General features: G+C 73.2%; 22 protein-coding genes. 15 read left to right on the top strand and 7 right to left on the bottom strand.

Going from position 1 to position 20,621, the window contains the following annotated elements; translation table 11 throughout:
* Window positions 1-166: 166 nt before the first annotated feature.
* Genes ACZ5CZ_RS16830 through ACZ5CZ_RS16815 form a run of 4 tightly spaced genes read left to right on the top strand, consistent with a single transcriptional unit; the run spans window position 167 to window position 3,652 of the window.
* A complete protein-coding gene (locus ACZ5CZ_RS16830; protein WP_385840196.1) occupies window positions 167-1,096 on the top strand; it encodes an ABC transporter ATP-binding protein in 930 nt (309 codons plus the stop codon).
* Window positions 1,093-1,833 (top strand): ABC transporter permease, encoded by a 741-nt coding sequence (locus ACZ5CZ_RS16825; RefSeq protein WP_450784684.1) that lies wholly within the window; start codon window positions 1,093-1,095, stop codon window positions 1,831-1,833. Before ACZ5CZ_RS16830 ends, ACZ5CZ_RS16825 begins: the two co-directional genes overlap by 4 nt.
* Before the next feature lie 5 nt (window positions 1,834-1,838).
* On the top strand, window positions 1,839-3,041 hold the full coding sequence (locus ACZ5CZ_RS16820; protein ID WP_468943350.1) for a sensor histidine kinase: 1,203 nt from the start codon (window positions 1,839-1,841) through the stop codon (window positions 3,039-3,041).
* Complete coding sequence (locus ACZ5CZ_RS16815) at window positions 3,038-3,652, top strand: response regulator transcription factor (protein ID WP_385840191.1); 615 nt, start codon at window positions 3,038-3,040, stop codon at window positions 3,650-3,652. Before ACZ5CZ_RS16820 ends, ACZ5CZ_RS16815 begins: the two co-directional genes overlap by 4 nt.
* 13 nt (window positions 3,653-3,665) lie before the next feature.
* Here ACZ5CZ_RS16815 and ACZ5CZ_RS16810 read toward each other — a convergent pair whose 3' ends face one another.
* Both ACZ5CZ_RS16810 and ACZ5CZ_RS16805 read right to left on the bottom strand, forming a co-directional pair.
* On the bottom strand, window positions 3,666-4,532 hold the full coding sequence (locus tag ACZ5CZ_RS16810) for a transglutaminase family protein (RefSeq protein ID WP_385840190.1): 867 nt from the start codon (window positions 4,530-4,532) through the stop codon (window positions 3,666-3,668).
* Window positions 4,533-4,561: 29 nt separating this feature from the next.
* Complete coding sequence (locus ACZ5CZ_RS16805; protein ID WP_468943346.1) at window positions 4,562-5,590, bottom strand: GNAT family N-acetyltransferase; 1,029 nt, start codon at window positions 5,588-5,590, stop codon at window positions 4,562-4,564.
* Between the two features lie 140 nt (window positions 5,591-5,730).
* Here ACZ5CZ_RS16805 and fdxA point away from each other — a divergent pair, with 140 nt between their 5' ends.
* Both fdxA and ACZ5CZ_RS16795 read left to right on the top strand, forming a co-directional pair.
* Window positions 5,731-6,051, top strand: coding sequence for a ferredoxin (fdxA, locus tag ACZ5CZ_RS16800; RefSeq protein WP_023546973.1), 321 nt, complete (start codon window positions 5,731-5,733; stop codon window positions 6,049-6,051).
* Window positions 6,052-6,199: 148 nt separating this feature from the next.
* A complete protein-coding gene (locus tag ACZ5CZ_RS16795; protein ID WP_468943344.1) occupies window positions 6,200-7,297 on the top strand; it encodes a bifunctional succinyldiaminopimelate transaminase/glutamate-prephenate aminotransferase in 1,098 nt (365 codons plus the stop codon).
* A gap of 99 nt (window positions 7,298-7,396) precedes the next feature.
* On the opposite strand, the gene ACZ5CZ_RS16790 is transcribed toward ACZ5CZ_RS16795, so the two are convergent.
* Window positions 7,397-7,816 carry an ATP-binding protein gene (locus tag ACZ5CZ_RS16790; RefSeq protein ID WP_385840187.1) on the bottom strand — a complete coding sequence of 140 codons (420 nt, stop codon included), beginning with the start codon at window positions 7,814-7,816 and terminating at the stop codon, window positions 7,397-7,399.
* 285 nt (window positions 7,817-8,101) lie between these two features.
* Window positions 8,102-9,115 carry a VldE C-terminal domain-containing protein gene (locus tag ACZ5CZ_RS16785; RefSeq protein ID WP_385840185.1) on the bottom strand — a complete coding sequence of 338 codons (1,014 nt, stop codon included), beginning with the start codon at window positions 9,113-9,115 and terminating at the stop codon, window positions 8,102-8,104.
* Window positions 9,116-9,210: 95 nt separating this feature from the next.
* Between ACZ5CZ_RS16785 and dapE the strand changes: the two genes are divergently transcribed.
* Complete coding sequence (gene dapE, locus ACZ5CZ_RS16780; protein WP_385840184.1) at window positions 9,211-10,290, top strand: succinyl-diaminopimelate desuccinylase; 1,080 nt, start codon at window positions 9,211-9,213, stop codon at window positions 10,288-10,290.
* A gap of 304 nt (window positions 10,291-10,594) precedes the next feature.
* Window positions 10,595-11,353: an LOG family protein gene (locus tag ACZ5CZ_RS16775; protein ID WP_385840182.1), complete on the top strand. Its 759-nt coding sequence runs from the start codon at window positions 10,595-10,597 to the stop codon at window positions 11,351-11,353.
* A gap of 10 nt (window positions 11,354-11,363) precedes the next feature.
* Here the strand turns inward: ACZ5CZ_RS16775 and folP are convergent, their stop codons facing one another.
* Complete coding sequence (folP, locus tag ACZ5CZ_RS16770) at window positions 11,364-12,224, bottom strand: dihydropteroate synthase (protein WP_467545181.1); 861 nt, start codon at window positions 12,222-12,224, stop codon at window positions 11,364-11,366.
* Window positions 12,225-12,361: 137 nt separating this feature from the next.
* On the opposite strand from folP, the gene ACZ5CZ_RS16765 reads away from it, so the two are divergent.
* Both ACZ5CZ_RS16765 and ACZ5CZ_RS16760 read left to right on the top strand, forming a co-directional pair.
* Entirely contained in the window at window positions 12,362-12,739 is a 378-nt protein-coding gene (locus tag ACZ5CZ_RS16765; protein WP_385840180.1) for a DivIVA domain-containing protein, read from the top strand.
* On the top strand, window positions 12,736-13,323 hold the full coding sequence (locus ACZ5CZ_RS16760; RefSeq protein ID WP_468943339.1) for a DNA-3-methyladenine glycosylase I: 588 nt from the start codon (window positions 12,736-12,738) through the stop codon (window positions 13,321-13,323). The genes ACZ5CZ_RS16765 and ACZ5CZ_RS16760 overlap by 4 nt, the downstream gene beginning before the upstream one ends.
* 33 nt (window positions 13,324-13,356) lie before the next feature.
* Here the strand turns inward: ACZ5CZ_RS16760 and chcB are convergent, their stop codons facing one another.
* Complete coding sequence (gene chcB, locus ACZ5CZ_RS16755) at window positions 13,357-14,160, bottom strand: 2-cyclohexenylcarbonyl CoA isomerase (RefSeq protein ID WP_468943336.1); 804 nt, start codon at window positions 14,158-14,160, stop codon at window positions 13,357-13,359.
* Between the two features lie 373 nt (window positions 14,161-14,533).
* On the opposite strand from chcB, the gene ACZ5CZ_RS16750 reads away from it, so the two are divergent.
* Window positions 14,534-14,701: a DUF3117 domain-containing protein gene (locus ACZ5CZ_RS16750; RefSeq protein WP_385840176.1), complete on the top strand. Its 168-nt coding sequence runs from the start codon at window positions 14,534-14,536 to the stop codon at window positions 14,699-14,701.
* A gap of 116 nt (window positions 14,702-14,817) precedes the next feature.
* Here ACZ5CZ_RS16750 and ACZ5CZ_RS16745 read toward each other — a convergent pair whose 3' ends face one another.
* Window positions 14,818-15,516: an O-methyltransferase gene (locus ACZ5CZ_RS16745; RefSeq protein ID WP_468943579.1), complete on the bottom strand. Its 699-nt coding sequence runs from the start codon at window positions 15,514-15,516 to the stop codon at window positions 14,818-14,820.
* A 234-nt stretch (window positions 15,517-15,750) separates the two neighbouring features.
* Between ACZ5CZ_RS16745 and sigE the strand changes: the two genes are divergently transcribed.
* From sigE to ACZ5CZ_RS16725, 4 genes are all read left to right on the top strand, one after another.
* Complete coding sequence (gene sigE, locus ACZ5CZ_RS16740) at window positions 15,751-16,464, top strand: RNA polymerase sigma factor SigE (RefSeq protein ID WP_385840175.1); 714 nt, start codon at window positions 15,751-15,753, stop codon at window positions 16,462-16,464.
* Window positions 16,461-17,558 carry a zf-HC2 domain-containing protein gene (locus ACZ5CZ_RS16735; protein ID WP_468943333.1) on the top strand — a complete coding sequence of 366 codons (1,098 nt, stop codon included), beginning with the start codon at window positions 16,461-16,463 and terminating at the stop codon, window positions 17,556-17,558. Before sigE ends, ACZ5CZ_RS16735 begins: the two co-directional genes overlap by 4 nt.
* A gap of 508 nt (window positions 17,559-18,066) precedes the next feature.
* Window positions 18,067-19,842, top strand: a complete 1,776-nt coding sequence (locus ACZ5CZ_RS16730; RefSeq protein WP_468943330.1) for a S1C family serine protease — start codon at window positions 18,067-18,069, stop codon at window positions 19,840-19,842.
* Window positions 19,843-19,926: 84 nt separating this feature from the next.
* Entirely contained in the window at window positions 19,927-20,382 is a 456-nt protein-coding gene (locus ACZ5CZ_RS16725; protein WP_385840172.1) for a sec-independent translocase, read from the top strand.
* Window positions 20,383-20,621 lie beyond the last annotated feature (239 nt).

Below are 20,621 nucleotides of genomic sequence, written 5' to 3'. Positions count from 1 at the left end.
CACAAACTGGGTCGGTCCCCCCCCCCCCCCCCCCCCCCCACCCCCCCCCCCCCCACCTCCCCCCCCCCCCCCCCCCCCCCGCGCTTGTGCGTATGACATCTGTCATGCGGCACTCAGGACCGGCGACACTGCCCGCCTCCCGGTCCGCTCGGCGAGCATGGGTGTCATGACAACGACAGCGGCACCGGCCACCGCCGCCCCGGTGGTCGGGTTCGACCAGGTGACCAAGACCTACGGGAACGTGCGGGCCGTCGACGGCCTCTCGCTCCGCCTCCACCCCGGCGAGACCGTGGCCCTGCTCGGCCCGAACGGCGCCGGCAAGTCCACCACCCTCGACCTGCTCCTCGGCCTCAAGCAGCCCGACAGCGGCTCGGTGAGCCTGTTCGGCGGCACCCCGCGCGAGGCGATCGTGGCCGGCCGGGTCGGGGCCATGCTCCAGAGCGGCGGCCTGATGGACGAGGTCACCGTCGCCGAACTCGTCAAGCTCGGCTGCTCGCTGCACCCGAGGCCGCACAAGCCGGCCGACGTGATGGCCCGCGCGGGCATCACCCAGATCGCCGACCGCAAGGTCAACAAGCTCTCCGGCGGCCAGGTCCAGCGGGTCCGGTTCGCGCTCGCCACCGCCGGGGACAGCGACCTCATCCTGCTGGACGAGCCGACCACCGGCATGGACGTCTCCGCCCGCCAGGCCTTCTGGGCCACCATGCGGGAACAGGCCGACCAGGGCCGTACGGTGCTGTTCGCCACCCACTACCTCGAAGAGGCCGACGCCATCGCCGACCGGGTGCTCGTGCTGCACCGCGGCCGGCTCCTCGCCGACGGCACCGCCGCCGAGATCAAGGCCAGGGCGGGCGCCCGGCGGGTCTCCTTCGACCTGGAGGGCCGGATCGACGAGGACGCGCTGCGCGCGCTGCCGTTCCTGACGTCCGTCGACGTGTCCGGGCAGACCGTCCGGCTCCAGTCGTCCGACGCCGACGCCACCGTCCACGCCCTGTACGGCCTCGGTGTCTACCCCCGTAACCTCGAAGTCGCCGGGCTCGGCCTGGAGCAGGCCTTCGTCGCCATCACGGAGGCCGAGGAGGCCAAGCAGTCATGAACTCGCTGATCAAGCTGGAACTCGCCCGCGTCATGCGGAACAAGAAGTTCCTGTTCTTCTCGGTGCTCTACCCCTCCTTCATCTACCTGATCTTCTCCAGCAGCGCCGGCTCGAACCAGAAGGTCGACGGCACCGGCCTGACCGTCGCGACCTATCTGATGGTGTCCATGGCCTCCTTCGGCGCCCTGACCGCCGTGCTGATGGGCAACAGCGAGCGCATCGCCAAGGAGCGCGAGAGCGGCTGGGTACGGCAGCTGCGGCTGACCCCGCTGCCCGGGCACGGCTACGTCCTCGCCAAGACCGCCAGCGCGGCCGTGGTGAGCCTGCCGTCCATCGTCGTGGTCTTCGCGGTCGCCGCCGCCGTCAAGCACGTACGCCTCGACCCCTGGCAGTGGCTCGCGCTGACCGGGGTCATCTGGGCCGGCAGCCTGGTCTTCGCCGCGCTCGGCGTGGCCATCGGCTATGTCGCCTCCGGGGACGCGGTCCGCCCCATCACGATGATCGTCTACTTCGGTCTGTCGATCCTCGGCGGCCTGTGGATGCCGACCACGACCTTCCCGCAGTTCCTCCAGGACATCGCGAAGTGGCTGCCCACCCACGCGTACGCTGCCCTCGGACGGGCGATCGAGCAGAGCCAGGCACCGCACGCCACCGACATCGCCGTCCTCGCCGTCTACTTCCTGCTGTTCGCGGGCGGCGCGGCCTGGCTGTACCGGAAGGACACGCTGAAGGCGTGAGCGCCATGACGGAAGACACCCGGGCCCGCGAACGGCGGCCCGAGCGCTTGGTGCTGATCGGCCACGGCCCGCGTACGTGGCGCGAGCTGCGGGTCAAGGCGCTGTGGATCGGGGTCTGGCTGGTCTTCCTCGCCCCGCCGGTCGGCGACCTGGCCGGCGGCCGGCACCCGGCCGCGGCCACCGCGGCCGGCGCGCTCGGCCTCACCGTCTTCGTCGCGGCCTATCTGACGCTGGTCTTCCGGAACATGGGCCGGCCGTTCGCCCGGCGGACCGTGGTCGGTCTGCTCGCGGTCCTCGGCGTCCTGGCCCCCCTGCTCGCCTTCACCCTCGGCAGTGCCTGGCTCGGGCTCTTCGTCTACGTCTCGGTGGCCTGCGGGGCGACCCTGCCGGTCCGGGCCACCTACTGGGCGATCCCGGCCACGGCCGCCGTGGCCCTCCTCGTCGGGCTGCACGACGGGCAGCGGCCGGGCTGGGACCTGCTGCTCGTCCTCCTCATCGGGTTCGCGATGACCGGCGTCGGCCAACTGGTGCGGACCACGATCGAGTTGCGCAAGGCGCGGGCCACCGTCGCCCAGCTCGCCGCCAACGAGGAGCGCCTGCGCCTCGCCCGCGACCTGCACGACCTGCTCGGTCACTCCCTCTCCCTGATCACGCTGAAGAGCGAGCTGGCCGGCCGGATGCTGCCCGACCACCCCGACAAGGCGGCCCAGCAGGTCGCCGACATCGAACAGGTCAGCCGGCAGGCCCTGGTCGACGTCCGGGAGGCCGTCACCGGCTACCGGCGGCCTCGCCTCGCCGCCGAACTCGCCGGTGCCGAAGTGGCCCTGACCGCCGCCGGGGTCACCGCCGAGATCCCCGCCGAGCCCGACCTCACCGGCGTGCCCGAGGAGGCCGAGGCGGCGCTCGCCTGGGCGCTGCGCGAGGCGGTCACCAATGTCGTCCGGCACAGCGGCGCCGACACCTGTGCCGTGCGGCTGCTGCGCCGCCAGACCCTGGACGGGCCGGTCCTCGAACTCACCGTGGAGGACAACGGGTCCGGCGCGACCGGCAGCGTCCCCGGCGGCGGCCCCGGCAACGGGCTGACGGGCCTGGCCGAGCGGCTGGAGAAGGCCGGCGGCGCTCTGGAGGCGGGCCGGTTCAGGCACGGCTTCCGGCTGGTCGCCCGCGTGCCCACGGAGCCCGGCGCGGACATAGGATCCGGGGCATGACGAGCACGATCAAGGTCCTGTTGGCCGAGGACCAGTCGATGGTCCGCGAGGCGCTGGCCGCACTGCTCGGCCTCGAGGACGACATCGAGGTCGTCGCCCAGGTGGCGCGCGGCGACGAGGTGCTCGCCGCCGTCGGCGCCCACGGTGTGGACGTGGCGCTGCTCGACATCGAGATGCCGGGCTGCACCGGCATCGAGGCGGCGGCCCGGGTGCACCAGGAGTTTCCGCAGGTCAAGCTGGTCGTGCTGACCACCTTCGGGCGGCCCGGCTATCTGCGCAGCGCCATGGAGGCGGGTGCCGACGCCTTCCTGGTCAAGGACGCGCCCGCCGCCCAGCTCGCGGCGGCCGTGCGCAAGGTGCTGGCCGGGGAGCGGGTCATCGACCCCACCCTGGCCGCCGCCGCGCTCGCCGAGGGCGCCAACCCGCTCACCGACCGCGAGCGCGAGGTGCTCCGCGCGGCGGCCGACGGCTCCACCAACGCCGAACTGGCCAAGGCCCTCCACCTCTCCCAGGGCACGGTCCGCAACTACCTCTCCACCGCCATCCAGAAGCTGGCGGTGCGCAACCGGGCGGAGGCGGTCCGCATAGCCCGGGAGAAGGGCTGGCTCTGACCGCCCCGGACCGTCAGTTGAGCTTGGCCCGCGCCGTGTTCGCCTCCTGGCGGACCTGGTGGGCGGCGCTCTCGTCGACCACCTCGATCAGGTGGGCGTAGGCGTCCAGTTCCGCCGCCCCCGCGGTGAACTGCCCCCGCTGCACCAGCAGCTGCCCGCGCTCGTAGCGCAGCCGGGCCGGATGCGAGGGGATCAGCAGCGCCAGCTCCACGGCCAGCAGCCCGACGTCCGACCGCTCGGGCCGGGCGGCGGCCCACGCGCGCATGTTGTTCAGGATCCGCTGGACGACCTCCAGCGGCGGCGCGGGCTCCAGCATCCCGGGGTCCAGCGGCGCGCCCGTCGCGCCGGCCACCAGCAGTTCGGCGTCGGTGCCGGTCAGCACCCGCCCGCCGTCGAACGGATCGGCCAGCACCTGCTCCTTGGCCGTACCGAAGCCGACCACGAAGTGCCCCGGCAGCGCGACGCCGTACACCGGGGCGCCCGCCCGCCGCGCGACCTCCAGCCACACCACCGACAGCAGGATCGGCAGCCCGCGCCGCCGCCGCAGCACCTCGTGCAGCAGCGAGGACTCCAGCCGCTGGTAGTCGCCCGGGGTGCCGTGGAAGTCGTACGCCCCGCCGAGCAGCCGTCGTACCGCCTCGGCCCAGGCGCGCGGCCCGCCCGGCCGGTACGGCAGCTCACCGGCCAGCCGGTCCAGCTCCAGCTGGGCGGCGTCGATGCCGGCCTCGTCCAGCGTGCCGTCCGCCTCCGCGCCGATCAGCAGGCACAGCGCGGCGAGGTCGGGCCGCTCGGACCGGGCCTCCTGGGCGAACCGCTCGCGCAGCTCGGCGGAACGTTCCGGCGGGGGCGGGTACGGCGGCGGCAGATACGGGTGGTGCATGACTGGCTCCTGCCCATTCCCGACGGGTTCTACGACCGTGCCGACCCGGTCGCCGAGCCGTCCTCCGGCCGGTCCGGCGCCCGGTAGTAGTGGTAGGCGTGGTGCGGGGCGAAGCCCAGGGCCGTGTACAGGCCCCGCGCGGCCTCGTTGTCCCGCTCCACCTGGAGCCAGGCCGCCGAGGCGCCCTCGTCCAGGGCGCGCCGGGCCAGCGCGGCCATCACCTCGGTGGCGAGCCCCTGACGGCGCCGTTCGGGGTCCACCTCGACCGCGGCGAACCCGGCCCACCTCCCGTCCACCACACACCGCCCGATCGCGGCGGGAGCCTGCCCACCGGGAACCGTCGCGAACCACGTCGAGGGCCCGCTGTGCAGCACCCGCAGGGCCACCTCGCTCACCCCCTTGCGCCGGTACCGCGCGAGCCAGGCCTCGTCCGCCTCCCGGGACAGCACCACCCCGGCGCCCTCGGCCCGGTCCGCGACCGGCGCCAGGGCACCGGTCCACAGCTCGGCGGTCACCTCCCGCACCCAGCCGCGCCGCTCCAGCTCCGCGCCCAGCAGCTCCTGGGTGCCCTCGGCCCCGGTGGCGGTCTGGACGTAGGCGGGCAGGCCGCGCTCGCCGTACCAGCGTCGTACGGCCTCCAGGGCGGCGTCGAGCGGGCGGCCCGGGTCGCCGAGCGGCAACACGCTGTTGGCCCGCCGGGTAAAGCCCTGGGCAGCCCGCAGCTCCCACTCGCCGAGCCGCTCGCTCTCCACCGGCTGCCAGGCGCGCGCGGCGATCCGGGCCAGCTCGGCATAGGAGGCCGCGGGGCCCGGCCGGCGGGCCGGGGCGGCCGGCACGACCTTCCCCGCGACCAGGGACTTTTCCGGAATCCGGACGCGCTGACCGTCCCGTCGTGTGATCATGAGCACGCCAGCATCCCATGATGTGAGAACACCGACCGTGTCAGTGAACTTCTGGGCTCCCTGACCGGTTCCGGCCAAGCATCGTACCGAGATACGTTTTCCCACGTCAGAAGGGGTAACACGGACTTCCAGACGTCCTGCCGCCGAGATTCCCACTGGTCAGATCACCCCTCCTGCTCGGATCATGCTCCGGAACGGAGATACTAGGGGCGGGCATCGACTACGCCGCGCTCCCGCGCGCCAGGCGGCGGAGCCTGAGGAGGCCCGCCAGCGCCCTATCGAGGAGGAACGACAGCGTGACCTACGTCATCGCGCAGCCTTGTGTCGACGTCAAGGACAAGGCGTGCATCGAGGAGTGCCCGGTCGACTGCATTTACGAGGGCTCCCGGTCCTTGTACATCCACCCGGACGAATGCGTCGACTGTGGTGCCTGTGAGCCGGTCTGCCCGGTCGAGGCGATCTTCTACGAGGACGACGTCCCGGAGGAGTGGAAGGACTACTACAAGGCCAACGTCGAGTTCTTCGACGAGCTGGGCTCGCCCGGCGGGGCCAGCAAGCTGGGGCTGATCGAGCGCGACCACCCCTTCGTCGCCGCGCTGCCGCCGCAGGGCGAGTGACCGTTTAAGCACCAAGCGGCCCGCCCACCGCGCCGCGCCGCCTCGGTCCCGTACGGCCGGATCGCCCTGATCGCCGCCGCACGGGACCGAGGCGTTTTCCCGCGCCGCCGGGCGTTCCGCCGTACCAGACGAAAGCGAGCCACCGACCGTGTCCGCAGTCTCCGACCGGCTCCCCACCTTCCCCTGGGACAAGCTGGACCCGTACAAGAAGACGGCCGCCGCGCACCCCGACGGCATCGTCGACCTCTCCGTCGGCACCCCCGTCGACCCGGTTCCCGACCTGGTCCAGAAGGCGCTCGTCGCCGCCGCGGACTCGCCTGGCTACCCGACGGTCTGGGGCACCCCGGCGCTGCGCGACGCGATCACCGGCTGGCTGGAGCGCCGCCTGGGCGCCCGCGAGGTGACCCACCGCCATGTCCTGCCGGTGGTCGGCTCCAAGGAGCTGGTGGCCTGGCTGCCGACCCAGCTCGGCCTCGGCCCCGGCGACCGGGTCGCCTACCCGCGCCTGGCCTACCCCACCTACGAGGTCGGCGCCCGCCTGGCGCGCGCCGCGTACGAGGTCTACGACGACCCGCGCGAGCTGGACCCCGAGGGCCTGAAGCTGCTCTGGCTGAACTCCCCGTCCAACCCGACCGGCCGGGTCGTCCCGAAGCAGGACCTGGCCGACATCGTCGCCTGGGCCCGCGCGCACGGCGTCCTGCTCGTCTCCGACGAGTGCTACCTGGAGCTGGGCTGGGAGGCCGACCCGGTCTCGGTCCTGCACCCGGACGTGAACGGCGGCTCCTACGACGGCATCGTGGCCGTCCACTCCCTGTCCAAGCGGTCCAACCTGGCCGGCTACCGGGCGGCCTTCATCGCCGGCGACCCGGCGGTGCTGGGCCCGCTGCTGGAGATCCGCAAGCACGGCGGCATGATGACCTCGGCGCCGACCCAGGCGGCGGTCGTGGCGGCGCTGTCCGACGACACCCACGTCCACGAACAGCGCGAGCGCTACGCGGCCCGCCGGGAGATCCTGCGGGCGGCGCTGCTGGCCCACGGCTTCCGCATCGAGCACAGCGAGGCGAGCCTGTACCTCTGGGCCACCCGCGACGAGTCCTGCTGGACCACCGTCGGCCACCTGGCCGAGCGGGGCATCCTGGTCGCTCCCGGCGACTTCTACGGCGAGGCGGGCCGGAACTTCGTCCGCGTGGCCCTGACCGCCTCCGACGAGCGCGTACGGGCCGCTGCGCAGCGTCTGACGGTGTAGCACCCGCCTGACGGCCCGGCAGCCGGGCGGGTACGGCAAAACGGGGCCCGGGGAACTCCCCGGGCCCCGTCAGCGGCCGTCAGCGGTCGAGCGGCGCGCTCAGCCGCCCAGCGGCAGGCCGCCCTGCACCGGCAGGTTCGGCAGGCCGCCCTTCGTCGCGGTGGACGCGGTGTCGCCGAGCACGCCCCCCGCGGCACCGGCCGCGTCCCCCGCGGCCTTCTGCGCCACGGGCGTCGTCTTCTTCACGGCGCTGCCACCGGTCTTGCCCGCGGCCGGCACCGTCTGCTCGACGGCCTTGCCGCCCGCGTGGCCCGCGAGCGAGGTGACGTTCTGCGTGGCACCGTCGACCGTGTTGCCGACGTGCGCCCCGTCCACGGCGGTCAGACCACCGAGGTTCGGCGTGGCCGCCGGCAGGTTCGCGGCCGCATTGGCGGAGCCGGCCGCACCGACCCCGGCAGCCGCTCCCGCTGCGACGAGCAGCGCGGCACGGGCGATCCGGCGGGTCAGAGGGAGGGACATGATGCTCCATTCGACGGAAGAAAACGGTGGTGGTGTCCGGTCCGGTTCCGGCTCGGACGCCGTGACTACCGCTCGAACCCCCTGAAGGTTGCGGACGCCGCAGGTAAAGAATGGATAACGCATCGCATTATCAGGTGTGGATAAAAACGGGCAAAGAACGTCTGCCCGAGCGTGTGCAGAATCCTTCCGGCCCTTGAATTCCCGGGAATTCCGGCACAGAGGCCACCCTCGCCGGGGCGGCGGTCCGGTCCGGCGCCGCGCAACCCCCCGGAGTGATCCCCCGTACTACTGTCCGGTCACGATCCGGACGACGCCCGTCGGGCGCTCCCCGGCCTGGCTGCCGGCGCCGGCCCCCGCGGAGCCGTCCGAGGCCACCGTCCGCCAGGTGTTGCTGGTGCTGCCCACGGTCCACTCCCGGCCCGCGTAGGCCACCCGCTGGATGTGCAGCGCCGAGGAGTTGGCGACGGCCCAGTGCGCCAGCTGCCAGCCCCGCTCCAGTTCCGTACGCCCCCGCGCGTCGGTCCGCGCGCCCTCGGGCACCGCCACCGTCACCGTCGAGCCCTGCGCGGTCGCGGCCACGCTCGGCGCCGGGGACGGCGACGGCACGGGCACCCCGCCCACCTCCGCGCCGGTCTCCTGCAACGCGTCCCGCCCGAAGTCCCGGACCAGCGCGGCCCGTACCGCGTCCGGGCCGGTCGCCGTGGCCGTGGTGTCCCGGCGTCCGTCGCAGGTCAGGGTGGCCGCCGCCCGGCCGGTCAGCGCCGCCGCCAGCAGCCCGGCGTCCGCCTCGTGCTTGGCGTACGCCTCCGGATAGCCGCTGCGCTGCACCCGCTGCGCGGCCACCGTCAGCGGCAGGTCCATGTAGTCGGGCACCTTGGCCAGGTGCGCGTAGAAGATGCCGGCCGCGTAGTCCGGGTCCATGATCTGTTGCTCGGTGCCCCAGCCCTGCGAGGGGCGCTGCTGGAACAGGCCCAGCGAGTCCCGGTCGCCGTGCTCGATGTTGCGCAGCCCCGACTCCTGGAGGGCGGTCGCGAGCGCGATGGTGACGGCCCGCTCGGGCATCCCGCGCCCGGTGCCGACGGCGGCGATCGTCGCCGCGTTCGCCGCCTGCTCCGGCGTGAACTCGAACGACGTCCCGCTCCCGTCGGCGGAGACCACCGTGCAGCCGCGCGCTCCGCCGCCGCCGGTGATGTACTGCACCACGAGATAGGCGGCGACACCGCACAGGACCAACAGGGCCGCCGTGAAACGGAAGAGGCGGCCGCGGCGCTTGGGACGGGTGGGGGACGGCTCTGGCACGCGTACAAGGTACTGGAGCCCCCGACGGCCCTCACGAGGGGTTCCGCACAGCGCGAGCGAGGGGGCCCCGGCGGGGGCGCGCTAGGGTCGTGAGCATGGCCGACACCTCGCTTGACCTCACGCTGGACGCCGCCGCGCTCACCGCGCGGCTCGTGGACTTCCCCTCCGAGAGCGGCACCGAGAAGCCCCTCGCGGACGCCATCGAGACCGCCCTGCGCGCCCTGCCGCACCTGACGGTGGACCGGTACGGCAACAACGTGGTCGCCCGCACCGACCTCGGCCGGGCCGAGCGGGTGATCCTGGCCGGCCACATCGACACCGTCCCGATCGCGGACAACGTCCCCTCCCGGCTGGACGAGGACGGCGTGCTGTGGGGCTGCGGCACCTGCGACATGAAGTCCGGGGTCGCCGTGCAGCTGCGCCTCGCGGCCACGGTCCCCGCCCCCAACCGCGACCTGACCTTCGTCTTCTACGACAACGAGGAGGTCGCCGCGGAGCTGAACGGCCTCAAGCACATCGCCGCGGCCCACCCGGAGTGGCTGGCGGGCGACTTCGCGGTCCTGCTGGAGCCCTCCGACGGCGAGGTGGAGGGCGGCTGCCAGGGCACGCTCCGCGTGCTGCTGAAGACCAAGGGCGAGCGGGCCCACTCCGCGCGCGGCTGGATGGGCTCCAACGCCATCCACGCCGCGGCGCCCATCCTGGCCCGGCTGGCCTCCTACGAGCCGCGTCGGCCGCTGATCGACGGCCTCGAGTACCGCGAGGGCCTGAACGCGGTGCGCATCGCCGGGGGAGTGGCGGGCAACGTCATCCCCGACGAGTGCGTCGTCACCGTCAACTTCCGCTACGCCCCCGACCGCACCGAGGAGGAGGCGCTCGCGCACGTCCGCGAGGTGTTCGCGGACTGCGGTGTCGAGGAGTTCGTGGTCGACGACCACAGCCCCGGCGCCCTCCCCGGCCTCTCCCAGCCGGCCGCGGCCGCCTTCGTCGAGGCGGTGGGCGGCACCCCGCGCCCCAAGTACGGCTGGACGGACGTCTCCCGGTTCTCCGCGCTCGGCATCCCGGCGGTCAACTACGGCCCCGGCAACCCGCACCTGGCCCACAAGCGCGACGAGCGGGTGGAGACGGCGAAGATCATCGCGGGCGAGGAGCACCTGCGGAACTGGCTCACCGCGTAAGCGGGCACCGCAGGGCCGCCGCGCGGCGCTTCGTGACCGGACACGCCGACGTACCCCCTCCGTAACCCGGGTGGATCCAGGGCCTGTCTTTCGGATCTTGCCGGCGTCGCGGGCCCTGGCACGCACATCTGCTGCGTTGTCGTCCCTCGCCGACGCTCCGCGTCGACTCGGTCCTCCGCCTTGCATCTGCACGCACCAGGGCCCGCTCGGGTCGGCCGAGAAGGCGCCGTCAGCCGAAGCCGACCTGATCCGAAAGACAGGCCCTAGTCTGAGACCGAACTACCGGCAAGCGGAGGGAGCGCACATGGCTACCGGAAACCCCGAGGGGAAGAAGCAGCCGCCGGACGAGCAGCGGCTCGGACCGGTCCTCCGACGGCGCGGCCAGGTGACCGCCAGTACGACCGACCAGCGGCTGCTGGACGCGGGCGGCCCCTCGGACTGGGTGCACACCGACCCCTGGCGGGTACTGCGCATCCAGTCGGAATTCATCGAGGGCTTCGGTACGCTCGCCGAACTCCCGCCCGCCATCAGCGTGTTCGGCTCGGCCCGCACGCCGGAGGGCTCGCCGGAGTACGACGCGGGAGTGCGGCTCGGCCGGGGGCTGGTGGAGGCCGGCTGGGCGGTGATCACGGGCGGCGGCCCCGGGGCGATGGAGGCGGCCAACCGGGGCGCGTGCGAGGCGGGCGGCATCTCGGTCGGCCTCGGCATCGAGCTGCCCTTCGAGCAGGGGCTCAACCCCTACGTCGACATCGGGCTGAACTTCCGCTACTTCTTCGTCAGAAAAATGATGTTCGTGAAGTATGCCCAGGGGTTCGTGGTCCTGCCCGGCGGCCTCGGCACCCTCGACGAACTCTTCGAGGCCCTCACCCTGGTGCAGACCCAGAAGGTCACCCGCTTCCCGATCGTCCTCTTCGGCAGCGCGTACTGGGGCGGCCTGGTGGACTGGCTGAAGAACACCCTGGTGGCCCAGGGCAAGGCGGCCGAGAAGGACCTCCTCCTCTTCCACGTCACGGACGACGTGTCGGAAGCGGTGGCCCTGGTCTCCAAGGAGGCGGCCCGCTAGGCGCCCTACGTCAGGCCAGGCCTCGCCGGGCCACCGCAGGGGGGCGGTGCCCGGCGATGGAGGCCACCATGTCCAGCACCTGACGGGTCTCGGCCACCTCGTGCACCCGGTATACCTGGGCCCCGAGCCACGCCGACACCGCGGTCGTCGCCAGCGTGCCGATCAACCGCTCCTTCACCGGCCGGTCCAGCGTCTCGCCGACGAAGTCCTTGTTGGACAGCGACACCAGCACCGGCCAGCCCGTCGCGACCATCTCGTCCAGCCGCCGCGTGGCCTCCAGGCTGTGCCGGGTGTTCTTCCCGAAGTCGTGCCCGGGATCGATGAGCACCGACTCGCGCGGCACCCCCAGCGCGACCGCCCGCTCCGCCAGCCCCACGGTCACCTCCAGGACGTCGGCCATCACATCGTCGTACGCCACCCGGTGCGGACGCGTCCGCGGCTGCACCCCGCCCGCGTGCGTGCACACCAGCCCCACCCTGTGGCGCGCCGCGACCTCGGCCAGACCGGGGTCCACACCGCCCCAGGCGTCGTTCAGCAGATCCGCCCCGGCCGCGCAGACCGCCTCGCCCACCTCGGCCCGCCAGGTGTCCACGCTGATGACCACGTCCGGGAAGCGGCGCCGCACCTCCGCCACGAAGCCCACCGTGCGCCGGGCCTCCTCCGCCGCGGAGACCTCCTCGCCGGGCCCGGCCTTCACCCCGCCGATGTCGATGATCGCGGCGCCCTCGGCCACCGCCTGCTCCACGCGCGCGAGGGCCGGCTCGTCGCGGAAGGTGGCCCCCTGGTCGTAGAAGGAGTCCGGGGTCCGGTTCACGATCGCCATGATCACCGGCTCGTGCGGGCCGAATTCCCGCCTGCCCAGCCTGAGCATCCGCTGTGACCTCTCCTAGTACGTCCCGCAGTACGGCCGTCTGTGACCCTAACTGTCGGACCCGCATGGCACGATCGGACCCATACAGTTCGGCTGCCGGCACCGTGTCCGGCTGAGAGCGTGGGGACCCCCTGGCGATGGTGATGTTCTTGTTCCTGGTCGTCGCGCTGGCCGTCGTGGTCGCCGCGGTGACACTCGCCGTGGTGGGCGGCGGTGAGAGCGCCCCGCTGCCCGAGGCGGCGCCCGAGCGGCTGCGCGATCCGCTGCCCGCCGACCGCCCGGTCGACAGCGCGGACGTGGAGGGCCTGCGCTTCCCCGTCGCGCCGCGCGGCTACCGCATGGCGGACGTCGACGACGCCCTCGGCCGGCTGGCCGCGGAGCTCGCCGAGCGGGACGCCCACATCGCCGACCTGGAGTCCGCCCTGGCCGGCGCCCGCGCCGCCGCCGCGCACGTGCACGCGCACGGCCAGGCGCACCAGCCGGAGCGGGGCGAGCGCCCGGAGGAGCAGCGATGAGCGACGGAGGTGCCCTCGCCGGGGCCGACGGCGCGCTGCGCTGCCCGTGGGCCCTGTCCACCGAGGACTACGTGTCGTACCACGACGAGGAATGGGGCCGCCCGGTCCACGGCGACGACGCCCTCTTCGAGCGGATCAGCCTGGAGGCCTTCCAGTCCGGCCTGTCCTGGATCACGATCCTGCGCCGCCGCCCCGGCTTCCGTACCGCCTTCGCCGGCTTCCACATCGAGAAGGTCGCGGCCTTCACCGAGGAGGACCGCGACCGGCTGCTGGCCGACGCCGGCATCATCCGCAACCGCGCCAAGATCGACGCCACGCTCGCCAACGCGCGCGTGCTCGCCGGCTGGGCCGAGGGCGAGCTGGACGAGCTGGTCTGGTCCCACGCCCCGGACCCGGCCGCCCGCCCGGTCCCGCGGACCCTGGCCGACGTCCCCGCGGTCACCCCGGAGTCGACGGCCCTGTCCAAGGCCCTGAAGAAGCGGGGCCTCAGATTCGTCGGCCCGACGACGGCCTACGCCCTGATGCAGGCGTGCGGGCTCGTCAACGACCACCTGGCGACCTGCGTGGCCCGCAGCGCGCCCTGAGACGAGCCCTGCGAGAAGTCCTCTAAGTAGGACTCACCGCCCCAGGTACTTCGGCTTCTCCTTGTTCACGAACGCCTGCACCGCGATCGCGTGGTCCTCGGACTGCCCCGCCCGCGTCTGGAGCTCGTCCTCCTTCTCCAGCGTCTCGTCGAGGGAGTGCGTCAGCCCGTAGGCCACCGCCTCCTTGATCGCCGCGTACGCGACCGTCGGTCCCTCGGCCAGCGCCCGCGCCACCTTCTCGGCCTCGGCGCGCAGCTGAGCGGAGGGCACGACCCGGTTGGCGACACCCAGCTCCAGCGCGTCCTGGGCGCTGATGCTGCGCGGGAAGAGCAGCAGGTCGGCGGCGCGGCTGGGGCCGATCGCCCGCGGCAGGGTCCAGGAGATGCCGGAGTCGGCGGTGAGCGCCACCCCCGCGAACGACGTGTTGAAGGAGGCGGTGTCGGCCACGATCCGGTAGTCCGCGGCGAGCGCGAAGCCGAAGCCCGCCCCGGCCGCGACGCCGTTCACCGCGGCGACCACCGGCTTGGCCGCCCCGGTGAGCGCCCGGACGATCGGGTTGTAGTGCTCCTTGACCGTGCTCATGGTGTGCCCGGAGCCGGTCTCCCGGTCGGCGGCGAGCAGTCCGATGTGCTCCTTGAGGTCCTGGCCCACGCAGAACGCCCGGTCCCCGGCGGCGGTCAGCAGGATCGCCCGTACGGCCGTGTCCCCGGCCGCGGATTCCGCCGCCTCCCGCAGGGCGACCTTGGTCGCGATGTTCAGCGCGTTCATCGCCTCGGGGCGGTTCAGCGTGATCGTCGCGAGCCCGTCGCTCACCTCGTAGAGCACGGTGTCGGTCATGGCGTCCCCTCCGTTGTCCTCGCGGCTGACGTACCGCTCAGTACGTCCCTGTCCGAAGGACAGCATGGCGGAGATCGCCGTCCAAGGGCCGGAACGGACGTGTGACCTGTGTCAAAGAAAAGCGGAGCGGCGCCGTGCGGTGCGGGTTCGCGCGGGGGAGCAGTATCACAGCCACATCGCCGAATTGAGTGGTTTTGCTCGCGCGCGTTGCCCAAGCGATGCCGACTGATGTTGGTCATCGGGTCCTGAGATGCGGGATAATGGCCTGGAAGCAATGTGTTCGATGCCGGTGTCGTGTGTCCGAGCCGGACCGCGGGTGCGCCCCTCGGGGCTGTCGGCAGACGATGAGCTGGTTTCAGGAAGGGGAACGAGCATGGCGGCCATGAAGCCGCGGACGGGCGATGGCCCGCTCGAGGTGACCAAGGAGGGGCGGGGCATCGTCATGCGCGTTCCGCTCGAAGGCGGCGGTCGGCTTGTCGTCGAGCTGACCCCTGACGAGGCCGCGGCGCTCGGCGACGCGCTGAAGAACGTCGTCGTCTGAGCGAACGAGTCAGTCCTCCCGGCTGCCCCGGCATCGTACGCGGTGCCGGGGCAGCCGCGTCTTCGGAACCTGCGCTCTGCGGCCTGCCGAGGCGGGCCGTGGAGCGCAGGTTTTGTTCAGCGTCTGACCGCGCACAGCAGCCCGTCGCCCACCGGCAGCAGCGACGGCACCAGCTCCTGGCTCTCGCGCACCGTGCGCAGCAGCTCCCGCAGCCGCAGCACCTCCGTGGGCTGCGGCCCGGAGTCGACCGTGCGGCCGTTGGCGAAGACCCCCTCGAACACCACCAGACCGCCAGGTCGCAGCAGGCGCAACGATTCACCGAGATAGTCCGAGTACTCCAGCCGGTCCCCGTCGCAGAAGACCAGGTCGTAGCCGGCGTCCGCGAGCCGGGGCAGCACGTCGAGGGCGCGGCCCGGGATGAAGCGGGCCCGGTTGCTGGCGAAGCCCCCGGCGCGGAAGGCCTGCCGGGCGAACTGCTGGTGCTCCGGCTCCGGGTCGACCGTGGTGAGCACCCCGTCCGGCCGCATCCCGTGCAGCAGATGGATTCCGGACACCCCGCAGCCCGTGCCGATCTCCGCGACCGCCTTCGCGTCCACGGAGGCGGCGAGCAGTCGCAGCGCGGCGCCCGTGCTGGGAGACACCGAACGCAGCCCTGCCTCCCGGGCGCGGTCACGGGCCCAGAGCAGCGCTTCTTCCTCGGCGACAAAGGCGTCGGCGAACGCCCAGCTCGTCTGCCGGTTGCCGGTAATGACCCTCTCCTGTCCCCGTGGATGCCTGGGCGTGACTGTATCCGTTGGCGACGGGAACCCGCAGATGGGACCGGGCGTTTATAGGGATGAGACGGTGGCCGGGGAGGCGACGGGGGGTAAGAGGTGGAAGAGGACACCGAGCAACTGCCGACACAGCCGGGTGAGGCGTGTCAGCGCGTATCAAATTCTCGTAAAACCGCTTATCCGGAGCTAACGGGCGAGGTGGCTATGGTAGGGGCTCCACTGGACACCACCAGAGCCGACAGGGGAGGTGCGGCTGCGCCCGGGGACCGGGGCGGAGTGCTGCGGCGCTTCCTCGGGTCGGCGGGCAGGCCGAAATCCGTGACCGACACCGCTGCTGACAGCCACGCCACCGGTTTCGCCGCAGGCGACGCCCAGACCGCGACCTTCTCCACCGACGCGGACGGGCAGGCGTGGACTCCGCCCACCTGGGACGAGATCGTCAGCACCCACAGTGCTCGCGTCTACCGCCTCGCCTACCGCCTGACGGGCAACCAGCACGACGCCGAGGACCTCACCCAGGAGGTCTTCGTCCGGGTCTTCCGCTCGCTGTCGACGTACTCGCCGGGCACCTTCGAGGGCTGGCTGCACCGCATCACCACCAACCTCTTCCTGGACATGGTCCGGCGCAAGCAGCGCATCCGCTTCGACGCCCTCGGCGAGGACGCAGCCGAGCGCCTGGCCAGCCGCGAGCCCACCCCGCACCAGATCTTCAGCGACGCGCACTTCGACGCCGACGTCCAGCAGGCCCTCGACACCCTCGCGCCCGAGTTCCGCGCCGCCGTCGTCCTGTGCGACATCGAAGGACTGTCGTACGAGGAGATCGCCGCCACCCTCGGCGTCAAGCTCGGCACCGTCCGCTCCCGTATCCACCGCGGCCGCTCCCAGCTCCGCAAGGCGCTCGCGCACCGGTCCCCGGAGGCCCGCGCGGCCGAGCGCCGCTCCTTCAGGCCCCGTGTGCCCGCTCTGGGGGGAGGGGGCGCGACCGCGTGAGTGGATCACGGCCGAAACCTGTCGAGGAAGGGCACCTCGCAGAGCAGCACCTGGGAGACCGACTCTCCGCCCTGGTGGACGGGGAGCTCGGTCATGAGACGCGCGAGCGGGTCCTCGCCCACCTGGCCACCTGCGCCCGGTGCAAGGCGGAGGCGGACGCCCAGCGCGCACTGAAGAGCGTCTTCGCGGAGGCCGCCCCGCCCCCGCCCTCGGCGAGCCTGCTGGCCCGCCTCCAGGGCCTGCCCGGCGGCGACCTGGACGGGGACGGCCCGACGCCCGGCGGCGGCCTCTTCGGACGCGGCATCGCCCCCGGCCCCTCCGGAACCTCCGCCGCCCTCGGCGTCTTCGGGGCGCGGCGCGGCGAGCGCTTCACCCTCGGATACGTCCCCGACGCCCCGCACGCCCCGCACGCCCCGCACGCCCCGGCCGCACCCGGTTCCGCGGCGGAGCAGCGCGGCTTCCGCATCCATCCCGTCGGCCGCCCGGACGACGCCCGCCCGGCCTCGCGCGGGCTGCGGTTCGCGTTCGCCGCGGCCGGTGCGGTGTCGCTGGCCGCGATCGCCCTCGGCGGCGTCACCACCGCCGTCCCCGGGGACTTCAGCGCGGACGCCCGCGGCGGCTCCGGCACCGGAGTCGTGCCGTCCCGTCCGGCGGGCAGCGGCGCGGGCGCGGCGACGCCCGACACCCAGCGCCGCCGGCCGGTCGGCCCGCTGCTCGCCCAAGGCGGCAGCGCGCTGCTCGCCGGGACCTCGGTCGCACCGACCTCCATCGCCGCGCCGATGGTGCCCGGCATGCCCTCGCCGGGCACCGGGCAGCAGGACACCGGCCCCCAGGGCGCCGTACGCCCGCTGACCGCACCGGCGACGGCGGGCGCGGCCGTCGCCTCCCCGCTGATACGCCCGCTGGACGAGACGGTGCTGCCACCGCTCCCCGCCTGGTCGCCGACGCCCGATGCCACCGGTCCCGGCCTGCTGTCCGGACACAGGCTGCTGTCCGGACACGGGCTGCTGTCCGCTCCCGCCCCCCGCCCCACCTCCGCTCCCTCGGCGTCCCCCTCCCTGCTCGACCCACCCCACCCCCACAAGGCCCGCTGAGACCGGCCCCTGCTCCCCGGCCCGCGAACCTGGTTGAATCCTGTGAGGGCCGTGCCCGTGGCGATGACCCGGGCGCGCAGTCGACGTTCCGCGGCCGCCGCCGAAGCGTGCGGCCGCGGCCAGCCGTGGGGAGAGCATGAACGAGGGGAACCGTGTCCCGCCGGGCGACGACTCGGAGGGAGCGGCGGGGGAGTCCGCGGAATCCCGGTCCAGGACCGACGACTTCGAACTGGCACGCCCCGCCGAGACACCCCCCGACGGCGACTTCGAACTGCCCAAGCCGGCCGCTGCCGCGGAGGAGGGGGCGGAAGACGGGCCGGTGCAGGGTGCTGCGGCTGGAGGTGCGGCCGAGGGGGCTGCGCGCGAGGGTGTGGCCGAGGGTTCTGCCGTGAAGGCGGCTGCGGCGCAGGGCACTGCGGTTGAGGGGCCTGTCGCCGAGGGCCCTGCCATGGATGGTTCTGCCGTCAAGATGACTGCGGCGCTCGGGTCTGCCGACGAGACTGTTGCGGTGCAGGGGCCTGCTGCCGGAGGAGGGCCTGCCGTAGCGGGGGCCGACGTCGAGGGCCTTGTCGTCCAGGGCGCTGACCTAGCGGGGACCGTGGTCGAGGGGGCCGCCGGCGCCGGTGGGGTGGTCGAGGGTGGGCAGGCCGGGTGGCCGGCTCCGGGCGAGCGGCCCAGGCCCCTGCACGACCCCGACCCGTACAGCACCCCGCCGTACGGCGAGCCGGGGCCCTGGGCACCCGCACCCCCGGTCCAGCACCCGGCGACGGCCACCCTGCCCCAGGGAGCGGCCGTACCGGTGCAGAGCCAGGCTGCCCCCGGACACATACCGGCACCGGCAGGGGCCGTGCCGTCGGCTCCGGGGCACCCGGCACCGGCAGCGGCCGTACCGTCGGCTCCGGGGCACCCGGCACCGGCAGCGGCCGTGCCGTCGGCTCCCGGGCACCCGGCACCCGCTGCGGCCGTGCCGTCGGCCCCTGGGCATGCACAGGCGCCCGCGCTGGCCGCACCCGTTCCCGCTGACCCGGCCGGGGTGGGGCCCGAGCCGCAGGTTCCCTCGGATCCATGGCAGCGGTACGACCCCTGGGCCGTCGGTTCCGGCGAGGGCCGGATGCTGGTGCACGGGCCGTTGCAGCAGAGCGGTGCCGCCGTGCCGTCGAAGGAGCAGCGGCGCCGCCGGGCCAGGCGGCTTCTGCTCGGGTGGACCCTGGTCGTCGCGGTCCTCTCCGCCGGGGTCGGCGGGATCGTGGGCGCGTATGTCGAGCGCCAGCGACTGGACGGTGACGTGAGCCTGCCGCAGGCCGGGCACGTGCCCGCGGGGCGGGCACCGGACAGCGTGGCGGGGATCGCCGCCCGGGCGCTGCCGAGCGTGGTCACGATCCATGTCAGCGGCTCCGACGAGGCCGGCACCGGCACCGGATTCGTGCTCGACACCCGGGGCCACATCCTCACCAACAACCACGTCGTCGCGCCCGCCGCGTCGGGCGGCCGGATATCCGTGACCTTCAGCAGCGGTGACACCGTCAAGGCGCGGATCGTCGGCCGGGACAGCGGCTACGACCTCGCCGTCGTCCAGGTCCAGGGCGTGCACGGACTCACCCCGCTGCCCCTCGGCAACTCCGACGAGGTCCGGGTCGGCGACCCCGTCGTGGCCATCGGCGCCCCCTTCGACCTCGCCAACACCGTCACCTCCGGCATCATCAGCGCCAAGGAGCGGCCCATCACGTCCGGCGGGGAGAAGGACGACGGCAGCGACGTCTCGTACGTCGACGCGTTGCAGACCGACGCGCCCATCAACCCGGGCAACTCCGGCGGGCCCCTGCTGGACCGGCAGGCCCAGGTCATCGGCATCAATTCGGCCATCCGCTCCGCCGACAGCGGCTCCGACTCCGCGGACGGCCAGGCCGGTTCCATCGGCCTCGGCTTCGCCATCCCCGTCAACCAGGCCAAACGCGTCGCCGAGGAACTGATCAACGACGGCCGTGCCAGCCACCCGGTGATCGGCGTGACCCTCGACATGGGCTACACCGGTGACGGCGCCCGGATCGACCGCCAGAGCGCGGACGGCGGCCCCGCCGTCCTCAAGGGCGGCCCCGGCGAGCGGGCGGGCCTGCGGTCGGGCGACGTCATCACCGACGTGGACGGACAGCGCGTGCACACCGCCCAGGAGCTGATCGTCAAGATCCGCGCCCATCGCCCCGGCGACCGGCTGCGGCTGACCGTCGAACGCGGCGGCGGCGAGCGCGAGGTCTCACTCGTGCTGGGCGCTTCCGAGCAGAACTGACAGAAGTCTCACCTCGGGACGGTACCGGTCGGACAGGAACGCCGGGTACCGTTGAGCGACCGAGGACATCGCAAGGAGCGTCAGGTGTTCAATGACATAGGGCCACTGGAGCTGGTGACGATCATCGTTATCGCCGTGCTCGTCTTCGGCCCGGACAAGCTCCCCAAGGTCATTCAGGACGTCACACGGACGATCAAGAAGATCCGCGAGTTCTCGGAGAGCGCCAAGCAGGACATCCGCAACGAACTGGGTCCCGAGTTCAAGGACTTCGAGTTCGAGGATCTCAACCCCAAGACGTTCATCCGCAAGCAGCTGGACAACGACGATCTGGGGCTGAAGGAGATCCGCAACGGCTTCGACCTGAAGAAGGAGGTGGCCGAGGTCACGGACGCGGTCAACGGCTACGACACCGAGCCGTCCGCCCCCGCCTCCTCCTCGTCCTCCGCTTCCTCGTCCTCCGGCGGCCGGGTCGACATGACCAAGAAGCCCGAGGAGCCCGGCACGGACGACCGGCCGCTCTTCGACGCCGACGCCACATAGCGGCCCACCACATAGCGGCACGCCACATGGCAGCAGGCCACACGGCGGCACGCCACACGGCGACACGCCACACGGCGACACGCGCACCGGCGCACGCGCCGTGCACGTGACGCGTTTCATAACGGACACCCGGCTCGCACGGCCTGAACAGGCCGTTCGCGCGACCCACGCAACCGACGCCTGCCCTGCCGCTCTCACCGGTGTGGATATGCTGCCGAGTTGTTGTGCGGACCGGAGGA

The sequence above is a fragment of the Streptomyces sp. NPDC031418 genome, assembly GCF_055581605.1.
This window is presented reverse-complemented; position numbering and strand designations above follow the sequence as displayed.